The following is a 14,252-nucleotide window of genomic DNA, read 5'->3' as shown; positions in this document are numbered from 1 at the left end:
TCCAGTCATTGAAAGGTTGTAGAGCGCGGGCTGGCTCAGCTGCGTTTGCTCTCGAAACCGTGCAGCACGTTGACGGCATTGATGCCGATTTCATCGACCATGTAGCCGCCCTCCATGACGAACAGGGTCGGGCAGCCGACGCTGGCGATCAGTTCACCGATGCCGATGAAGTCCTCGCTTTCCAGCAGAAAGTGGCTGATGGGGTCGTCCTTGAACGTGTCGACACCGAGGGAAATCACCAGTACTTCAGGCGCGAACTGCTGGAGCTTTTTGCAGGCGTGGAGCAGGGCGTTGCGATAGCTCTCCCAGGTGGTATTTTTCGGCAGGGGATAGTTGAGGTTGTAACCCTCGCCGACACCCGCGCCGACTTCGTGGCTGTAGCCCGAGAAGTACGGATAGGACACCGCCGGTTCGCCGTGCAACGAGACGAACATGACGTCGCTGCGCTGGTAAAAAATGTTCTGCGTGCCGTTGCCGTGATGGAAGTCGACGTCGAGCACCGCGACACGTTTGGCGCCCTGGGTGATGGCTTGCTGCGCGGCAATCGCGGCGTTGTTGAGGTAGCAATAACCGCCCATGTATTCGCGCGCGGCGTGATGGCCGGGCGGGCGGCACAGGGCGAAGGCGCTGTCGTGGCCTTCATCGAGCAGGGCCAGGCCAGTGAGGGCGATGTCGGCGCTGGTTTTCACCGCTTGCCAGGTCGTCGCGGTAATCGGCGAACCGGCGTCCATGGCATAGAAGCCGAGCTTGCCGTCGATGAACGTTGGCACCTCTTCGCCGGCCAGATCGCGCACTGGCCACACCAGTGGCAAGGCGTCGTGGGTGCGACCGGTTGCGCACCATTCGCCCCAGGCACTTTCGAGAAAACTGACGTAGCGCTCGCTGTGCGCGTTGACGTAGCACGAGCGGTCAAACGCGCGCGGTTCGACGATCTGCCCGAGGCCGACCTGTTTGACCCGGTTGTGCACGGTATCGGCCCGACTTGGTTGCTCGAATGAGGGTTTGAGCACGCCGTCTTTCAATTCGGTGCCGTGGTGCAAACGGTGGGAATCACTGAAAACTGTAAACATTCTGCGCATCCGTTATTGTTAGCCAGTGCAAATATTCTGTTCCGGCTGGGCTGCGCTTTCTTTGCTTTGTTTTCGTAGTTCAGTGGATTATTCGGGCGTTTTTACTCAGGAATGGCGTCATGCAGAAAAAAATATCCAAGCGCATCAGCCTCGACGAGACCGACCTGGCGATTCTCGAGTTGTTGCAGGAAGACGCCAGTATTTCCAACGCTGAACTCAGTGAGCGGCTGTCGCTGAGCCTTACGCCGTGCTGGCGACGGCGCAAGCGCATGGAGGAGGCGGGGGTGATCAAGGGCTATCAGGCCAACCTTGATCGGCGAATGCTCGGGCTGGATATCATGGCGTTCGTGCACATTCGTTTTTCCACCCACGCCGACCACGCGCCGGACGCTTTCGAAGCGGTGATTGCGCAATTGCCGCAGGTGGTGGCCTGCCACAAGATCACCGGCGATGCCGATTATGTGTTGCAGGTGTTGGCGGAGGATCTTGATAGCTACAGCGATTTCATCGAGCAGGTGCTCAGGCGTCAGGTGGGGATTGCCTCCATTCAGTCCAGCCTGGCATTGCGTGAGGTCAAGACCGGTAGCCGGATTGCGATACCCAAACCGGGCAAGGATTAGCGGGCAGTCGATGCTGAACCGCTGCTGTCGATCAGCAAAGTTTCATCTTGCCGCGTGCGAAGCAGGCCTAGTCTGCTGAGACAAGATCGTCGCTGTTCATCCCGAGGGGAGTCGTGCCATGCGCCTTAATGTCGTCAAAGTGCTGTTGATTGCTGCTGCAGTATCGGTGTTGAGTGCCTGTTCCGGAGCGGGTGGTTTGACCACTACCAGTTGTTTCTCCAGCGACTGTCAGTCGCCGGAGGGGCACAACGCCAATACCTTGAAGTTTGGTGGCAACAGTATCGGCAGCAGTCTCAATCAGTACAGTTCCGGGATGTTGCATGATGACTGAATGGAAAGGGCGCCCCGGGGGCGCCCTTTTTACGTTTCGATGCCTTCTCAGGCAGTGCTTGCAGAAAGCCTATATGCCTTATAGGCAAGAGGATGAGCGCGGCACATTGCTCTGGCCGGTTCTTTTGTAAACAGTGCCGGCAAATGTTCCGTATGACTTCTCGGGGGAGACTGGAATGGTCGTGACTGCAGTGTAGAGACCAGAGTGTTCAATCGCGTTGGCAATGATGTCCGAGCCGGGAAAGTCAGTTCTGGTAGTCGTCATGACGATATCCGGAGGACAGGCCGCCAGTGCGTTTTTGAAAGCTGATTCATCCAGTCCGTACTTTATGACCATCGCGCTCAAGTGACTGGATTCGTAGCTGGAAGGCAGTAATCCCGTGAGGGGAAAGAGTGAAAACATGAAACCGCTGATACCCAGTGTTCCGTGAGCAGGCGCGACTTTGGCGATGGCATCGGCGGCTAACAGATAGTTGGATTGAGCAATGGCCTCTGGACGCCAGGTGTTGCTGGTGAAACCCCGCAGATTTTCTTTATTGGCTGCGAAGGCGTTCAGCAACGGCGGAACTTTGCTCTGGAGCAAGGTTGCGCATACTGCGATAAGCGCTGCCACTGCTGCTGCTTTTACAGCCTTGGAGTGAGGGCTGACCAGTTGCTCCCACGACAGCGCGCAAAGGCCGGCCAGTCCTGGCAGGCAAACACTGAAGTGATAAGGGAAGCCGATTTTTGACAGGGGCTCCAGCAGCGGTACGGTAGCGACGCTTATCCAGAACAACAGGCGTTTCAGAACATCAAATCGGCGATTGTAAATAATGTGGCCAAGCAGTCCGGCGACGGCCAGGCCAGTCATCCACAGTGCAATGACACTTTGCTTCGCCGCGAGCGTACCGTTTGCGATGAGTAGCGACGTTATTTGATCTTTCATTGAGGTGTAGAAGTCGCCAGCGTTTACATAGCCATCGACGAAAGATTGAAACCCGCCACGTAAAATCAGTGCCGCTGCCGTCAGAACGACGCCTCCCAGAACGACGCCGAACGAAAATCGAAAGAATGTCTTCCAGCCACGAGAAACGAGGACAGACGCGGCCCCCAATACAACAAAGGGTATGAAGGTTTCCCGCAGCAGAATCGACACAGCACCCAATGCACCGATCCACAGCCAGGTTCGAGCGCCTTGTTCAGCGGTGCGAGACCAGAGTAATGCAATGAACAGCGGGATGTATGCCGCGTAAATGCTGTTTTTGAAACCTGACTGGATAAATAGCGGTTGATTCATCGTGAATAGGAAAATGATCGATATCAACGCCGCTGCCAAATGGCTTTGAGATTCTTTTTCGATGATTCTGTAAAAAAGTACACCCGCTGTGATCGCTGCGATCAGATCTGTGATGCGCAGTAAAAAGAAGTGGTTGAAGGGCAGGTCAAATATCCAGGATACAAGCATGGGGTAGAGCATCAATGTGCCGGTATCCGGCAGTCCGGATCCGGAAGCGACGCTGGAAAACATGATCTGTGAAAAATAGGCGAAAACACCCTCATCCGTTGAGGGCAAATCGCCTAACACCATGATGCGGGGAAAACCTACAGCGAATATGACGGCAAGCCAGCAAAGCGCTTGTTGGCCTGGAAGTGTCCAGCGGTTCAGCATGCAAGAATCTCGACTACCCGGTTTTGTTGCTCTTCAGTGATGCCGACCCAGAGAGGCAGGCGTACCAGGCGCTCGGACTGGAAGTCGGTGACTTTCATATCACCATGCACTCGGCCATACCGTTGCCCGGCCGGGGACGAATGCAGCGGGATGTAATGAAAGACGGAGCTGATTTCCTGACTTTTGAACGTATTCAAGACGGTTTGTCGGTCGATGTCTTCCGCCAGCAATACGTAGTACATGTGAGCGTTGTGTTGGCAATCTTCAGGAATGATGGGGCGCCGAAGAATGCCTTTGGCTTCGAGAGGCGCAAGTGCTTCGTGGTATCTGTTCCAGCTTGCCAGGCGCGTTTGGGTGATTCGATCCGCTTCTTCGAGTTGGGCCCAGAGAAACGCGGCAATCAACTCGCCCGGGAGGAAAGAGGAACCCACTTCCTGCCAGGTGTATTTATCGACTTCGCCTCTGAAGAAGCGGTTTCGATCCGTTCCCTTTTCTCTGATTATTTCAGCGCGCAGCGCCATTGCGGGATCATTCACGAGCAGGGCGCCGCCTTCCCCGGAAATGACATTTTTCGTTTCATGGAAGCTGTAGGCCCCCAAGTCGCCGATACTTCCCAGCGCCCGACCTTTATAGGTGGCCATTACGCCTTGCGCGGCATCTTCCACAACTTTGAGGTTGTAGCGCCGTGCAAGCGCCATGATGCTGTCCATTTCGCAAGCGACGCCGGCATAGTGCACAGGTACGATGGCTTTGGTTCGAGAGGTGATGGCCGACTCGATCAGGGCTTCATTGATATTGAGTGTGTCTTCACGGATATCGACAAAAACCGGTACGCCACCTCTGAGAACAAAAGCGTTGGCCGTCGACACGAAGGTATAAGAGGGCATGATGATTTCATCGCCCGGCTCGATATCGAGTAACAGTGCCGAAATTTCCAGCGCTGCTGTACATGAGTGAGTCAACAATGCCTTGTTGCAGCCGGTTCTTTCTTCGAGCCAGTTATGGCAGCGCTTGGTGAACGGACCGTCGCCGGCCAGGCGTCCATTGAAGTGGGACTCGGCAATGTAGTAGAGCTCTTTGCCGGTCATGTGTGGCCAATTGAAGGGAATACGCTGAGTCATTTTAATTGTCCGTTGAATCGACGATTACTTGATTAGCCACGTGCAGCCACAATCGTTCCCGCAATAATGAGGGCGACGCCGATTGATTTTTGGAGAGTCATGGGCTCGCTGAGTAGCCAGCCACTGAGCAGCAATACAATAACGAAGTTGAGACTCATGAAGGGATAGGCATGACTGAGCTCAAATTTGGTCATGGCCGCCATCCATGCGAGCGATGCCAAAAAACCTGCAAAGAAGCCGGAAATAATGAGCGGGTCAAGAAACAAGTAAAACAGAAACTTTAACTTGGCAATTGGATCCGCTGGTAGCGCACCATATTTGCCAATTCTCCATTTAAGGATGAGTTGTCCGTAAACAGTGAATAAAATGGTCGCCAAAATATAGGTGTAGTCGAACAGGCGAGCCATTAGTGTCTCTCCAGAATGGCAAGACCAAAGCCGGTTTTGCCATATCCGTTTCCGTTGTAGAGCATGTATCTGTTGCCTTTATGATCAAACACGAACGGGTATTCGATCATTTCCGAATCCCAGCCTTGCGTAGAAACACCAATACCTGTTTCCTCCAGTGCCAGCCTCCACTGTTTGCCTGCATCGGTGGTTGCATAGCCGATCCGGTAACTTTCTCCGGCGCCGCTGCGGTAGGAGAACCACATCTCCAGGCCGCCCAGTGGGTTTTTGGCAACAGTGGGACGTGAGAAAGCCTGGGCAACATTGATTTCGAACGGCACTGCAAGCCCGGTCCGTTGCCAGCGCTCGCCATCGATGGAGTGTGCCGAGTTGATGACATGGACCATTTCACCGTTCCCGGCATCCCAGGTCCGGGTCGAGCCATACCACATGTCATAACCGCCGCGACCATCGTCCTCCACCCACGGGTAGGACAGGCTGACAGGGTCGTGTGCGTCGGCGCTCATGAAGGGGGTCTGGCTGGCGAGTGTCAGGGTGCTGGCATCGGCACTGACCACCAGACGCCCGATGTCACCTCTCCAGTGCTGGTCACTTGGCGCTTGCCATCCCATGAAAAGCATATAGCGCACGCCGTTCACGGTGTAGCAGTTACCGATACTGACACCGTCAGCAAAAAAACTGCCTTGTGGACCGTGTTCAAAAAACGGCTGCGGATGTTCCTTGATGATTTTGCGTTGCTCGATATCAATGTCTACCGCACCCACGGAAGAGCGGTTGGTGCAATCTCGGCTACTGAAAAAGACCCGAAAGACGTCATCGTATAAATGTACGGGCAACGGATTGGCCGCATGGGAGGTAAGCTTGGGATGGCGGGGTTCACCCTCGACCGTAAATAACTGGCCGAGTTTTTTCCAGGTCGACTTCATAGCTTTCTCAGTTTGCTGCTTGGAACTCTGGAGCGTTCAGTGGCGGTCCCTATGTATACGCCTTCCGGTTCGGCGTCCGACAGCAGCAAAGTCCCGGCACCGACCACGCATTTGGCTTCTATCGTTATATGGTCGCGCAGGGTGGCGTTGACGCCGATAAAGCATTGTTCACCGATATTGACTCCGCCGGAAATCACGACATGAGAAGCGATGAACGTATGATCCTGGATCGTGGAGTGATGGCCGATGTGATTGCCGCTCCACAAAGTGACATTGTTGCCGATGGTCACAAAAGGCTGAATGGTATTGTCTTCGAGTATGAAGCAGTTGTCGCCGATTCGACCTTCATTCAATACCGTGGCGTGACTGCTGATATAGCTGGCCAAGGTATAGCCCAAGTGTCGAGCCGCCAGGTATTTTTCCTTTCTTACAGCATTGAGCTTTGAATAACTCAAGGCAATGAAGATGTGGTGACTGTCGACCGGGTATTGCTGGTTGATGGTCTCGAACGGCACAACCGGTAATCCGCAAAAAACGGTCTCGTCGATATAATCGCTGTCTACGGTAAACGCGACAACTTCATAATCGGAGTCGGTGCTGAAGTAAAAATGTGCCAGCTGTGCAATGTCGCCGGAGCCAAAGATTACCAGTTTCGTTTTCATCCGGTCTTCCTCACCAAAATAGTGAACTCGTACAATCCGTAATCATGCAACAGGGCGACCTGTCGCGAGTAACGACGTTTGCACAGATCGAATATCAGGCAAGGATCGGCGTAGTACAAATCCGGGCGCTTTTTTTCTTCATCCGAGTAAGAAGTCAGGCAGTTGAAAGAAAAGCCCAGACGACTGCTCCTGTCCAGCGTATCAAGGGTGTCTTCCAGATAAGCCAGCCATTCCTCATCGGAACGACCGAGGCGAACATTGAAGATGCCGCTGGCAACGCTGTAGTCCGAAACACTGTCGGGCGACGAGGCGCAAATGAATCGTGTCTCGGTGCAGCCCGAATAGCGTTGGTTCGCCGACGCTACCATTTCCTGAGAAACATCCACGCCCAGGTAGTTGAACGTCCGGGCAGTGCTTTTCAGATAGTCGACCAGCGCGCCATATCCGCAGCCAAGGTCACACACAGAAAATGCCTGCGTACTGTCGATGATTTTGCAAAGTTGCTCAAAGCGCAGGGATTGGCCTTGCTCGCCGTTCCAGTCAACACCCCGCGGCGTGTCGCCATGCAAGGCGAGTTTCTCCGAGTAGTAGCTTGCTACTTCTCCCAGCAGAGTTGTTTTATCGCTTTGCATAAATCTTTCTCACAAGAGTGGCAACGGCGCTGGCACGGGAATGGAGTTCTTCTGAATGCAAAGCCGATTGGTAGAGAGTCGCTACAATGGAGAGCTTCATTGAGTGACATACCTCATTTTTGTGCAAGACTCTTTTCCGCAGTTGAAAAGCAGGTCAAGTATCGTAACGCCGTGTGTGAACTCACCCCACAACTGTGGATATTCCGGATAGCCTGCATAATCGAACCAGGACAGTTTGATATCCATGTCTTCGAAAACCTTGGGTTCGATATAATCTTTTGCCGCCGGGCCAGAGATGTACTCGCTACCGCCTGCTTGCGCGCACAGATTTGCAAGGCGTTCTGACTTGCCCTCGGACAATGTGTAGTCCCAAGAGTGACGAATAACGGTCTTTATATTGAGATATTCGCAAACGGCCTGAATGAAGCGGTAGTTAAGTTCTGAAAGGTGTGTGTAATTGTTTTCCAGGTAGAGAGGCTCAAGCCATTGGGCAATTTCCTGAAAAAAAGGCGCGCGGCTATAGTTTTGCACCAACGCCTTCCAGTGTGCGGCCGCCCAGTCACTACCGTCGATTTCGGTCTCTCTGATTTTCTGGTGATACTTGCCTTTGACCAGTACCGGTACAGTGAGCCATTGCGTGCCTTGAGGAGTTTTGATCTGGTTGCGATTTCTCCAGTCGCGCCGAGTATATTGCATGTCGTCATACAGGATGAACTCATCCACTGCAGCGATCATGTCAAAATACCCTTTCCATGGTATGTAGTTGGATTGAAGTATCGCGACTTTTTTCAAGTACTTGTCCTTTGCGGCGGTAAATCTTGATTAAATAACTCTAACTTGTAGTAATAACGAATTTTTAATCTTTTGCTTGCAAGAATGTTATTCATCCTTGAAACAACTACTTCGTCATTTTTTATTGCATCTTAAGCTGCGGGGGGCTGACAGTCACTCTTTTCGTGTGTTTTTTGCCCATTCGGGGCTCGCCCGAAAAGGGCGGCGAGTCCCGATCAGGGCTGACGGGCCGGATGGGCGCTAACGCAAACGCTGCTTTATTGCGCAGGCGCCACGGCCAGCCATTGTTCAAGCACGTGCTGGTATTGACCGGTCACCTCGCTCAAGTGCAGCCATTGATCGACGTACAGTTTCCAACTGATGTCATCGCGCGGCAGCAGATAGGCCTTCTCGCCATATTGCATGTACTGATGCGGATTCACCGCGCACAAGCCCGGTTTGAGTTTCTGCTGATACAGCGCTTCCGAGGCGTCTGTGATCATTACGTCGGCCTTGTTGTCGAGCAGTTGCTGGAAGATCGTCACGTTGTCGTGCAGGGCCAGTTGCGCTTTGGGCAGGAAGGCGTGGACGAAGGCTTCGTTGGTGCCGCCGGCAGGTTCGACCAAGCGCACGTTGGGCTGGTTGATCTGCTCGACCGTCTGGTATTTGGACTGATCGGCACAACGCACCAGCGGAATCTTGCCGTCGGTGTCGAGGGTGTTGCTGAAGTAGGCTTTTTTCTGCCTTTCGAGTGTCACCGAAATGCCACCCATGCCGATGTCGCACTTGCCGGCCTGCATGTCCGGCATCAGGGTTTTCCAGGTGGTTTGCACCCATTGCACTTTGACCCCGAGGCTGTCGGCCAGCGAGCGGGCCATGGCGATGTCGATGCCTTCGAAATCGCCGTCGGGGCGTTTGAAGGTATAGGGCTTGTAGTCGCCGGTGGTGCAGACGCGCAACTGGCCTTGTTGCTGGATGCTGTCGAGGTGCGAAGGGGTTTGCTCGGCATGGGCGCCGGCGGCCAGGCTCAGCAGGCCGCAGAAGATCATCGTGCTTTTTAGAATTGTCATTGCGATCGGGGCTTCCGGGAAGGACGGTGGCCCAGTGTAGTGAAAGGCTTTCCCGGGTGTCACCCTGCTTCCGGGCTTAACGTGCCTAGCCACGCCACCAGCGCCACGATCAGCAGTGCGATTGCCAGTTCAACGACAACGCTACGTCTTAGCGCATTTGCTGCGATGACATAGTGTCCATTGCGCAACGCTTGCGCCAACGCCGGACCAAGGTGAAAGCGGTTCAACGCCGCCAACACCAACATCCCGGCAAACAGTAAAACCTTGATCGTGAGCAGCACCCCGTAAGTGCCGAGCAAGACTTCATCCAGCCTCGGGCCGGCGATAAACAGGTAATTCGCCACGCCGGTAATCGACAACGTCAGCACAATCGCTGCACCGATCCACTCAAAGCGCCGAACCGCAAACGCCAGCGAACGAATGCGAGCTTCATCGACCGGCCCCCGCGCCATCAACACCAGCGCCAGCATCGCACCCAGCCACGCGCCCGCCGCGAGCAGGTGCAGAATGTCGCTGAGAAAATGCCAGAATCGCAGTGTTCCTTCGTCCATCGCCCCGTGCCCGCTCCAGGCCAAAGAGGCGAGGGCGATGGCGCCAGCTATCGATGCGAGCCTCGCGCCCGGCCTGATCAACACCACGATCAGCGCGATCATCCGCACAGCCCACGCCAGCCCGACGTCGGTTTCCAGCAGCATCATTTGCAGATGTGGCCACAGCGCCGCGAGCGCTGTTTCGCCACTCATGGCGCGGGTCATCAGCACCAATCCTGCCACTGACAACAACGCCCCGATCAATGCCATCCCGCGCAGCAGCGGCCGAAACCGCAGAAGCGTCCCAGCGCTGTACAGCGCAAACAACGCCAGCCCGAACACCAGCAGCAAATCTACATACAACGCAAACCGCAGGACAATGTTGATCAGTTCAGCCATCGCTCACTTCACTTTGAAGGTGACGTTGCCGGTGATCGGGTGCGTGTCGGAAGACACCGCGCGCCATTGGACTTGGTAGGTGCCGGCGGGCAGCGGCGCGAGCGGGGTGATTAGCATGCTTTTCGGGTCGCTGCCGGCGCTGACTTTGGCTTTCATCGGCATCGGCGAATGGGCCATGCCGGGCATTTCGGTCATGACCAGTTTGGCGCCGGAGAATTTTGTCAGCAGGTTCTCGGAAAAATGCAGTTCGATCTTGCCGGGCGCGGCGCCGTCGGCACCTTCGGCCGGGCTTGACGAGAGCAGTTTCGGGTGGGCCTGGGCGAGGCTGCTCAGGAACAAGCCGCTGGCGAGTACAAGGCTGATTTTCAAGGTGTGCATGCAAGAGCTCCGGGTTGTTTTTTATGGAATTCAGAACCACATCCGCACACCAAGCACGAGGCGCGCTTCGCTGCGATCCTCGCCTTCGTCGCGGGCGTAATCGGCGGTGTTGCCGTAGGTGCGGTTCCACGTCACGCCGATGTACGGCGCAAATTCGCGGCGGATTTCATAGCGCAAGCGCAAGCCGACTTCGCTGTTGGAAAGCCCGGAACCGATACCGCGTTGCGCATCGTTTTTGCCGTAGACGTTGAGTTCAGCGGTGGGCTGCAGGATCAGGCGATTGGTCAGCAAGATGTCGTAATCACCCTCGAACCGCAGCGCGCTCTGGCCGCCTTCGCCGATGAACGCAGTGGCCTCGGCTTCGAAGTTGTACAGCGCCATGCCCTGCAGGCCGAACGCGGCCCAAGTCTGCGGCGCGCCGGGTTTGAAGTCCTGACGCACGCCGCTGACCACATCCCACCACGGCGATATCGCATGGCCCCAGAGCGCCTGAATCTCGGCGTCTTCGGTCTTGCCGTTACTGCGTTCACCTTCGGAGCGCAGCCACAGGCGATCGATGTCGCCACCGATCCAGCCGGACAGATCCCAGGCCAACGCGCTGCCATCATCGGCGTCCTGCCATTCGAGTTTGTCGGCGAGGAAGTACGTGTTGATCGCACTGTCGTGGACTTGATGACCGCCGGGGCTGGTGAATACGGCGGCGCGGTCGGCGTCGGTCAGTGGCGGGATCGGCGTGCGGCTTTCCGTCGGCGCGGCGGGCTGCATCATGCCGTCGTCCATGCTTTGCATCGCGGAATGATCCATGCCGGACATCTGGCTGTGATCCATGCCCGGCATGTCGCCGGCGGCCATCGCCGAACTGCCGACCAGCAGCAAGGAAAACGCGGTGAGTCGAGTCATCAGCGGCCCCTTCATTCTTCCACCCGCACTTCACGGAACATGCCCATTTCCATGTGGTACAGCAGGTGGCAGTGATAGGCCCAGCGGCCGAGTGCGTCGGCGGTCACGCGATAACTGCGGCGCGTGCCGGGCGGCATGTCGATGGTGTGTTTGCGCACCTGGAAGTCGCCGTTTTCGTCTTCCAGATCACTCCACATGCCGTGCAGGTGAATCGGGTGGGTCATCATCGTGTCGTTGACCAGCACCAGGCGAATGCGCTCGCCGTACTTCAGGCGCAAAGGTTCGGCGTCGGAGAATTTGATGCCGTTGAACGACCAGGCGAATTTTTCCATATGGCCGGTCAGGTGCAGTTCGACCGTGCGGCTCGGGTCGCGGCCATCCGGATCTTCGAAGGTGCTGCGCAGGTCGGCGTAGGTGAGCACGCGACGGCCGTTGTTGCGCAGGCCGAGGCCGGGATCGTCGAGTTTTGGCGCGGTGGTCATGGCTTGCATGTCGACCAGAGGATTGTCTTTTTCGCTGTCGGGATGGGATTGCATCGGGCCCATCGCCGAGTGATCCATGGTGCTCATGTCCATTGAACCGTGATCCATGCCGCCCATGCCCATATCGTCCATGGTCACCAGTGGGCGCGGGTCCAGACCCGGTACGGGCGCAGATAACCCGGCGCGAGTGGCGAGGGTGCCACGGGCAAAACCGGTACGATCCATGGCCTGGGCAAACAGGGTGTACGCCTCGGCGTCCGGCTCGACGATGACGTCGTAAGTCTCGGCCACGGCGATGCGCAGTTCATCGACGCTGACCGGTTTGACGTGCAAGCCATCCGCCGCGACCACGGTCATTTTCAACCCGGGAATGCGCACGTCGAAGTAGGTCATCGCCGAGCCATTGATCAGGCGCAGACGCAGTTTTTCACCGGGACGAAACAGGCCGGTCCAGTTGTTATCCGGCGCGTGGCCATTCATGAGAAAGGTGTAGGTGGCGCCACTGACGTCGGCGATGTCGGTGGGATTCATTTTCATTCCTGCCCACATCTTGCGATCGGCAACGGTGGCGCCCCAGCCTTTTTCGCTGACGTCGTGGATGAAATCGCCAACGGTGCGTTTGTCGAAGTTGTAGTAGTCGGACTGTTTTTTCAGGGTCTTCATCAGGCTTGCCGGGTCTTCGTCGCTCCAGTCGCTGAGCATCACCACGAACTCGCGGTCGTAGTGGAACGGCTCAGGGTCTTTGGCGTCGATCACTAGCGGGCCGTAGACGCCGGCCTGTTCCTGCAACCCGGAATGGCTGTGATACCAGTAGGTGCCGTTCTGCCGCACCTTGAATTGATAGACGTACACGCCACCCGGTTCGATGCCGTGAAAACTCAGGCCCGGCACGCCGTCCATGTTCGCCGGCAGCAGAATGCCGTGCCAGTGAATCGAGGTGCTGGCGCTGAGTCGGTTGCGCACCCGCAGCGTCACCGTATCGCCCTCGCGCCAGCGCAGCAGCGGGCCGGGCAGGCTGCCGTTGATGGTCATGGCGGTGCGTGGGCTGCCGGTGAAGTTGACCGGGGTTTCGCCGATGAACAACTCGAAGTCGCTGCCGCTCAGTTCATGCAATTGACCGGGCGCATTCAGCGCCCAGACCGGCGTGCGCCACAGGGCGAGGCCACCGAGCAGGCTGCCGGCGGCGAGACCTTTGACGAATGTGCGTCGTGATGGGTTGGAAGGCATGCGCTGGAAATCCCCGTTTGACTCATGACGGGGAGGCTAACCAGCGCCAGCTTTCAGTTGGCTGAGGCGGGGATTACAGTTTTGTCAGCTTCAATGCGGCAAACGTCCCGAGCCCCATACACATACCACCCTCCGACTCCCAGTCGGTGGTACACGCTTTGGCTTTGTGTAACAGCGGTAGCCATTCGTGCAGTGTTCCCAGGTTGTTTTTGAAACCTGGAATATGACTGGCGCTCACATACTGCATGAACTCGGGTTGCCCGGCAGCCGAGTAAAAGACGGGTTCATTGGCACCGTCCTCTTCAGCAAAACAGAACTGCTCCCCATCGTGATAGAAGCTGATGAAGTGTGCATTCGGCGGGATATCGCTCCAGCTCTCCCAGCCAAATGCCGGTTGCCCCAGTTCCTTCGACTTTTGCGCCAGAGCCTTTTTGCCTTTGGCGGACATATCGTGAATGTCGACAGTAACGAACCAGCTTTCCGACTCAAAAGCTTCAGGGTCTTTCATGGCCGCCGCGATCAGCGAGTCAGGCTGGGTGTCTTGCACCTGCCGGAATTTTTGCCGAGCTGCCCAAGCCGCTTCGACACGTTCGAAGTAGTCACTGCCGACATCGATGGCCCACGCCTCAGACCAGCGTTCACTGAACCAGCGCTTGGCGTCCTGTAACGCCACTGTATCGTCTGTGAGGATGCCGAGTTCGATCCAGTGATTGGCTGCCTGACCCTCAATGCCCAAGCCATTGGCTGACGCATTGGCGCTCCCTGCGATCAATTCGTTTTCGCCAATATAAGCCTTGGCATGGAGTCGGGGGAGGCTGCGAACTTTCTCTGGATGCAGTTGGAGCAGATGTCTTACCACTGCGGGGTTGGTTGCCCCGGCGGACAGATCAAGCAGAATACGGACGTCCCCCTGGCGTTGATCAAGACCCAGTTCCGAAATGGCGCCTTCGCCCCAAAAGGCTACGGCAATATCCAGTGAACCTTTGACTTCGCGCGCCCATTGAGCGAGTTGTTGCTGGTTTTGAATCAATCGTGTCATCAGTACAACTCTGAGAGGGTTAAAAGAAATTCTGCCGGAG

16 protein-coding genes are annotated in these 14,252 nt (G+C 56.2%); 2 read left to right on the top strand and 14 right to left on the bottom strand.

Annotation, left to right across the window (positions count from 1 at the left end; all coding sequences use genetic code 11):
• Positions 1-35: 35 nt before the first annotated feature.
• Positions 36-1,070 (bottom strand): histone deacetylase family protein, encoded by a 1,035-nt coding sequence (locus tag HU718_RS20495; protein WP_186615814.1) that lies wholly within the window; start codon positions 1,068-1,070, stop codon positions 36-38.
• A 119-nt stretch (positions 1,071-1,189) separates the two neighbouring features.
• Here HU718_RS20495 and HU718_RS20490 point away from each other — a divergent pair, with 119 nt between their 5' ends.
• Entirely contained in the window at positions 1,190-1,690 is a 501-nt protein-coding gene (locus HU718_RS20490) for an Lrp/AsnC family transcriptional regulator (protein WP_093433799.1), read from the top strand.
• Positions 1,691-1,808: 118 nt separating this feature from the next.
• Positions 1,809-2,021: a hypothetical protein gene (locus HU718_RS20485; protein WP_095121094.1), complete on the top strand. Its 213-nt coding sequence runs from the start codon at positions 1,809-1,811 to the stop codon at positions 2,019-2,021.
• Between the two features lie 78 nt (positions 2,022-2,099).
• Here the strand turns inward: HU718_RS20485 and HU718_RS20480 are convergent, their stop codons facing one another.
• The 13 genes from HU718_RS20480 to HU718_RS20420 all read right to left on the bottom strand — a co-directional run bounded on the left by HU718_RS20480 (position 2,100) and on the right by HU718_RS20420 (position 14,212).
• On the bottom strand, positions 2,100-3,668 hold the full coding sequence (locus tag HU718_RS20480; protein ID WP_186615816.1) for a hypothetical protein: 1,569 nt from the start codon (positions 3,666-3,668) through the stop codon (positions 2,100-2,102).
• Entirely contained in the window at positions 3,662-4,789 is a 1,128-nt protein-coding gene (gene rffA / locus HU718_RS20475) for a dTDP-4-amino-4,6-dideoxygalactose transaminase (protein WP_150731404.1), read from the bottom strand. The genes HU718_RS20480 and rffA overlap by 7 nt, the downstream gene beginning before the upstream one ends.
• Positions 4,790-4,821: 32 nt before the next feature.
• Positions 4,822-5,196 (bottom strand): EamA family transporter, encoded by a 375-nt coding sequence (locus tag HU718_RS20470; protein ID WP_110720593.1) that lies wholly within the window; start codon positions 5,194-5,196, stop codon positions 4,822-4,824.
• The gene (locus tag HU718_RS20465) at positions 5,196-6,122 is read right to left on the bottom strand and encodes a glycoside hydrolase family protein (protein ID WP_186615818.1); all 927 of its coding nucleotides are present in this window, start codon (positions 6,120-6,122) and stop codon (positions 5,196-5,198) included. Before HU718_RS20465 ends, HU718_RS20470 begins: the two co-directional genes overlap by 1 nt.
• Positions 6,119-6,784: an acetyltransferase gene (locus HU718_RS20460; protein ID WP_102902325.1), complete on the bottom strand. Its 666-nt coding sequence runs from the start codon at positions 6,782-6,784 to the stop codon at positions 6,119-6,121. Before HU718_RS20460 ends, HU718_RS20465 begins: the two co-directional genes overlap by 4 nt.
• Positions 6,781-7,416, bottom strand: coding sequence for a class I SAM-dependent methyltransferase (locus HU718_RS20455; RefSeq protein ID WP_102902326.1), 636 nt, complete (start codon positions 7,414-7,416; stop codon positions 6,781-6,783). Before HU718_RS20455 ends, HU718_RS20460 begins: the two co-directional genes overlap by 4 nt.
• Positions 7,417-7,512: 96 nt before the next feature.
• Positions 7,513-8,208 carry a WbqC family protein gene (locus tag HU718_RS20450; protein ID WP_150794846.1) on the bottom strand — a complete coding sequence of 232 codons (696 nt, stop codon included), beginning with the start codon at positions 8,206-8,208 and terminating at the stop codon, positions 7,513-7,515.
• A gap of 257 nt (positions 8,209-8,465) precedes the next feature.
• The gene (locus HU718_RS20445; RefSeq protein ID WP_186615820.1) at positions 8,466-9,257 is read right to left on the bottom strand and encodes a transporter substrate-binding domain-containing protein; all 792 of its coding nucleotides are present in this window, start codon (positions 9,255-9,257) and stop codon (positions 8,466-8,468) included.
• Positions 9,258-9,316: 59 nt separating this feature from the next.
• Positions 9,317-10,186, bottom strand: a complete 870-nt coding sequence (gene copD, locus HU718_RS20440) for a copper homeostasis membrane protein CopD (RefSeq protein WP_186615822.1) — start codon at positions 10,184-10,186, stop codon at positions 9,317-9,319.
• Positions 10,187-10,189: 3 nt separating this feature from the next.
• Positions 10,190-10,564 carry a copper homeostasis periplasmic binding protein CopC gene (gene copC / locus HU718_RS20435; protein ID WP_186615824.1) on the bottom strand — a complete coding sequence of 125 codons (375 nt, stop codon included), beginning with the start codon at positions 10,562-10,564 and terminating at the stop codon, positions 10,190-10,192.
• Between the two features lie 30 nt (positions 10,565-10,594).
• Positions 10,595-11,464: a copper resistance protein B gene (locus tag HU718_RS20430; RefSeq protein ID WP_186615826.1), complete on the bottom strand. Its 870-nt coding sequence runs from the start codon at positions 11,462-11,464 to the stop codon at positions 10,595-10,597.
• Positions 11,465-11,475: 11 nt separating this feature from the next.
• Positions 11,476-13,173, bottom strand: coding sequence for a copper resistance system multicopper oxidase (locus HU718_RS20425; RefSeq protein ID WP_186615828.1), 1,698 nt, complete (start codon positions 13,171-13,173; stop codon positions 11,476-11,478).
• A gap of 73 nt (positions 13,174-13,246) precedes the next feature.
• Positions 13,247-14,212 (bottom strand): phospholipase D family protein, encoded by a 966-nt coding sequence (locus tag HU718_RS20420; protein ID WP_186615830.1) that lies wholly within the window; start codon positions 14,210-14,212, stop codon positions 13,247-13,249.
• Positions 14,213-14,252: the final 40 nt, after the last annotated feature.

The sequence above is a fragment of the Pseudomonas tensinigenes genome, assembly GCF_014268445.2.
In the GTDB taxonomy this organism is placed as follows: Bacteria; Pseudomonadota; Gammaproteobacteria; order Pseudomonadales; family Pseudomonadaceae; genus Aquipseudomonas; species Aquipseudomonas tensinigenes.
Note: the sequence above shows the minus strand (reverse complement) of the source record. Positions and strands in the feature narration are given on the sequence as shown.

Excerpts from the sequence above, each read along its gene's own strand:
- HU718_RS20495 (WP_186615814.1), bottom strand. The coding sequence starts at position 1,070 with ATGTTTACAGTTTTCAGTGATTCCCACCGTTTGCACCACGGCACCGAA.
- HU718_RS20490 (WP_093433799.1), top strand. The coding sequence starts at position 1,190 with ATGCAGAAAAAAATATCCAAGCGCATCAGCCTCGACGAGACCGACCTG.
- HU718_RS20485 (WP_095121094.1), top strand. The coding sequence starts at position 1,809 with ATGCGCCTTAATGTCGTCAAAGTGCTGTTGATTGCTGCTGCAGTATCG.
- HU718_RS20480 (WP_186615816.1), bottom strand. The coding sequence starts at position 3,668 with ATGCTGAACCGCTGGACACTTCCAGGCCAACAAGCGCTTTGCTGGCTT.
- rffA (WP_150731404.1), bottom strand. The coding sequence starts at position 4,789 with ATGACTCAGCGTATTCCCTTCAATTGGCCACACATGACCGGCAAAGAG.
- HU718_RS20470 (WP_110720593.1), bottom strand. The coding sequence starts at position 5,196 with ATGGCTCGCCTGTTCGACTACACCTATATTTTGGCGACCATTTTATTC.
- HU718_RS20465 (WP_186615818.1), bottom strand. The coding sequence starts at position 6,122 with ATGAAGTCGACCTGGAAAAAACTCGGCCAGTTATTTACGGTCGAGGGT.
- HU718_RS20460 (WP_102902325.1), bottom strand. The coding sequence starts at position 6,784 with ATGAAAACGAAACTGGTAATCTTTGGCTCCGGCGACATTGCACAGCTG.
- HU718_RS20455 (WP_102902326.1), bottom strand. The coding sequence starts at position 7,416 with ATGCAAAGCGATAAAACAACTCTGCTGGGAGAAGTAGCAAGCTACTAC.
- HU718_RS20445 (WP_186615820.1), bottom strand. The coding sequence starts at position 9,257 with ATGACAATTCTAAAAAGCACGATGATCTTCTGCGGCCTGCTGAGCCTG.
- copD (WP_186615822.1), bottom strand. The coding sequence starts at position 10,186 with ATGGCTGAACTGATCAACATTGTCCTGCGGTTTGCGTTGTATGTAGAT.
- copC (WP_186615824.1), bottom strand. The coding sequence starts at position 10,564 with ATGCACACCTTGAAAATCAGCCTTGTACTCGCCAGCGGCTTGTTCCTG.
- HU718_RS20430 (WP_186615826.1), bottom strand. The coding sequence starts at position 11,464 with ATGACTCGACTCACCGCGTTTTCCTTGCTGCTGGTCGGCAGTTCGGCG.
- HU718_RS20425 (WP_186615828.1), bottom strand. The coding sequence starts at position 13,173 with ATGCCTTCCAACCCATCACGACGCACATTCGTCAAAGGTCTCGCCGCC.
- HU718_RS20420 (WP_186615830.1), bottom strand. The coding sequence starts at position 14,212 with ATGACACGATTGATTCAAAACCAGCAACAACTCGCTCAATGGGCGCGC.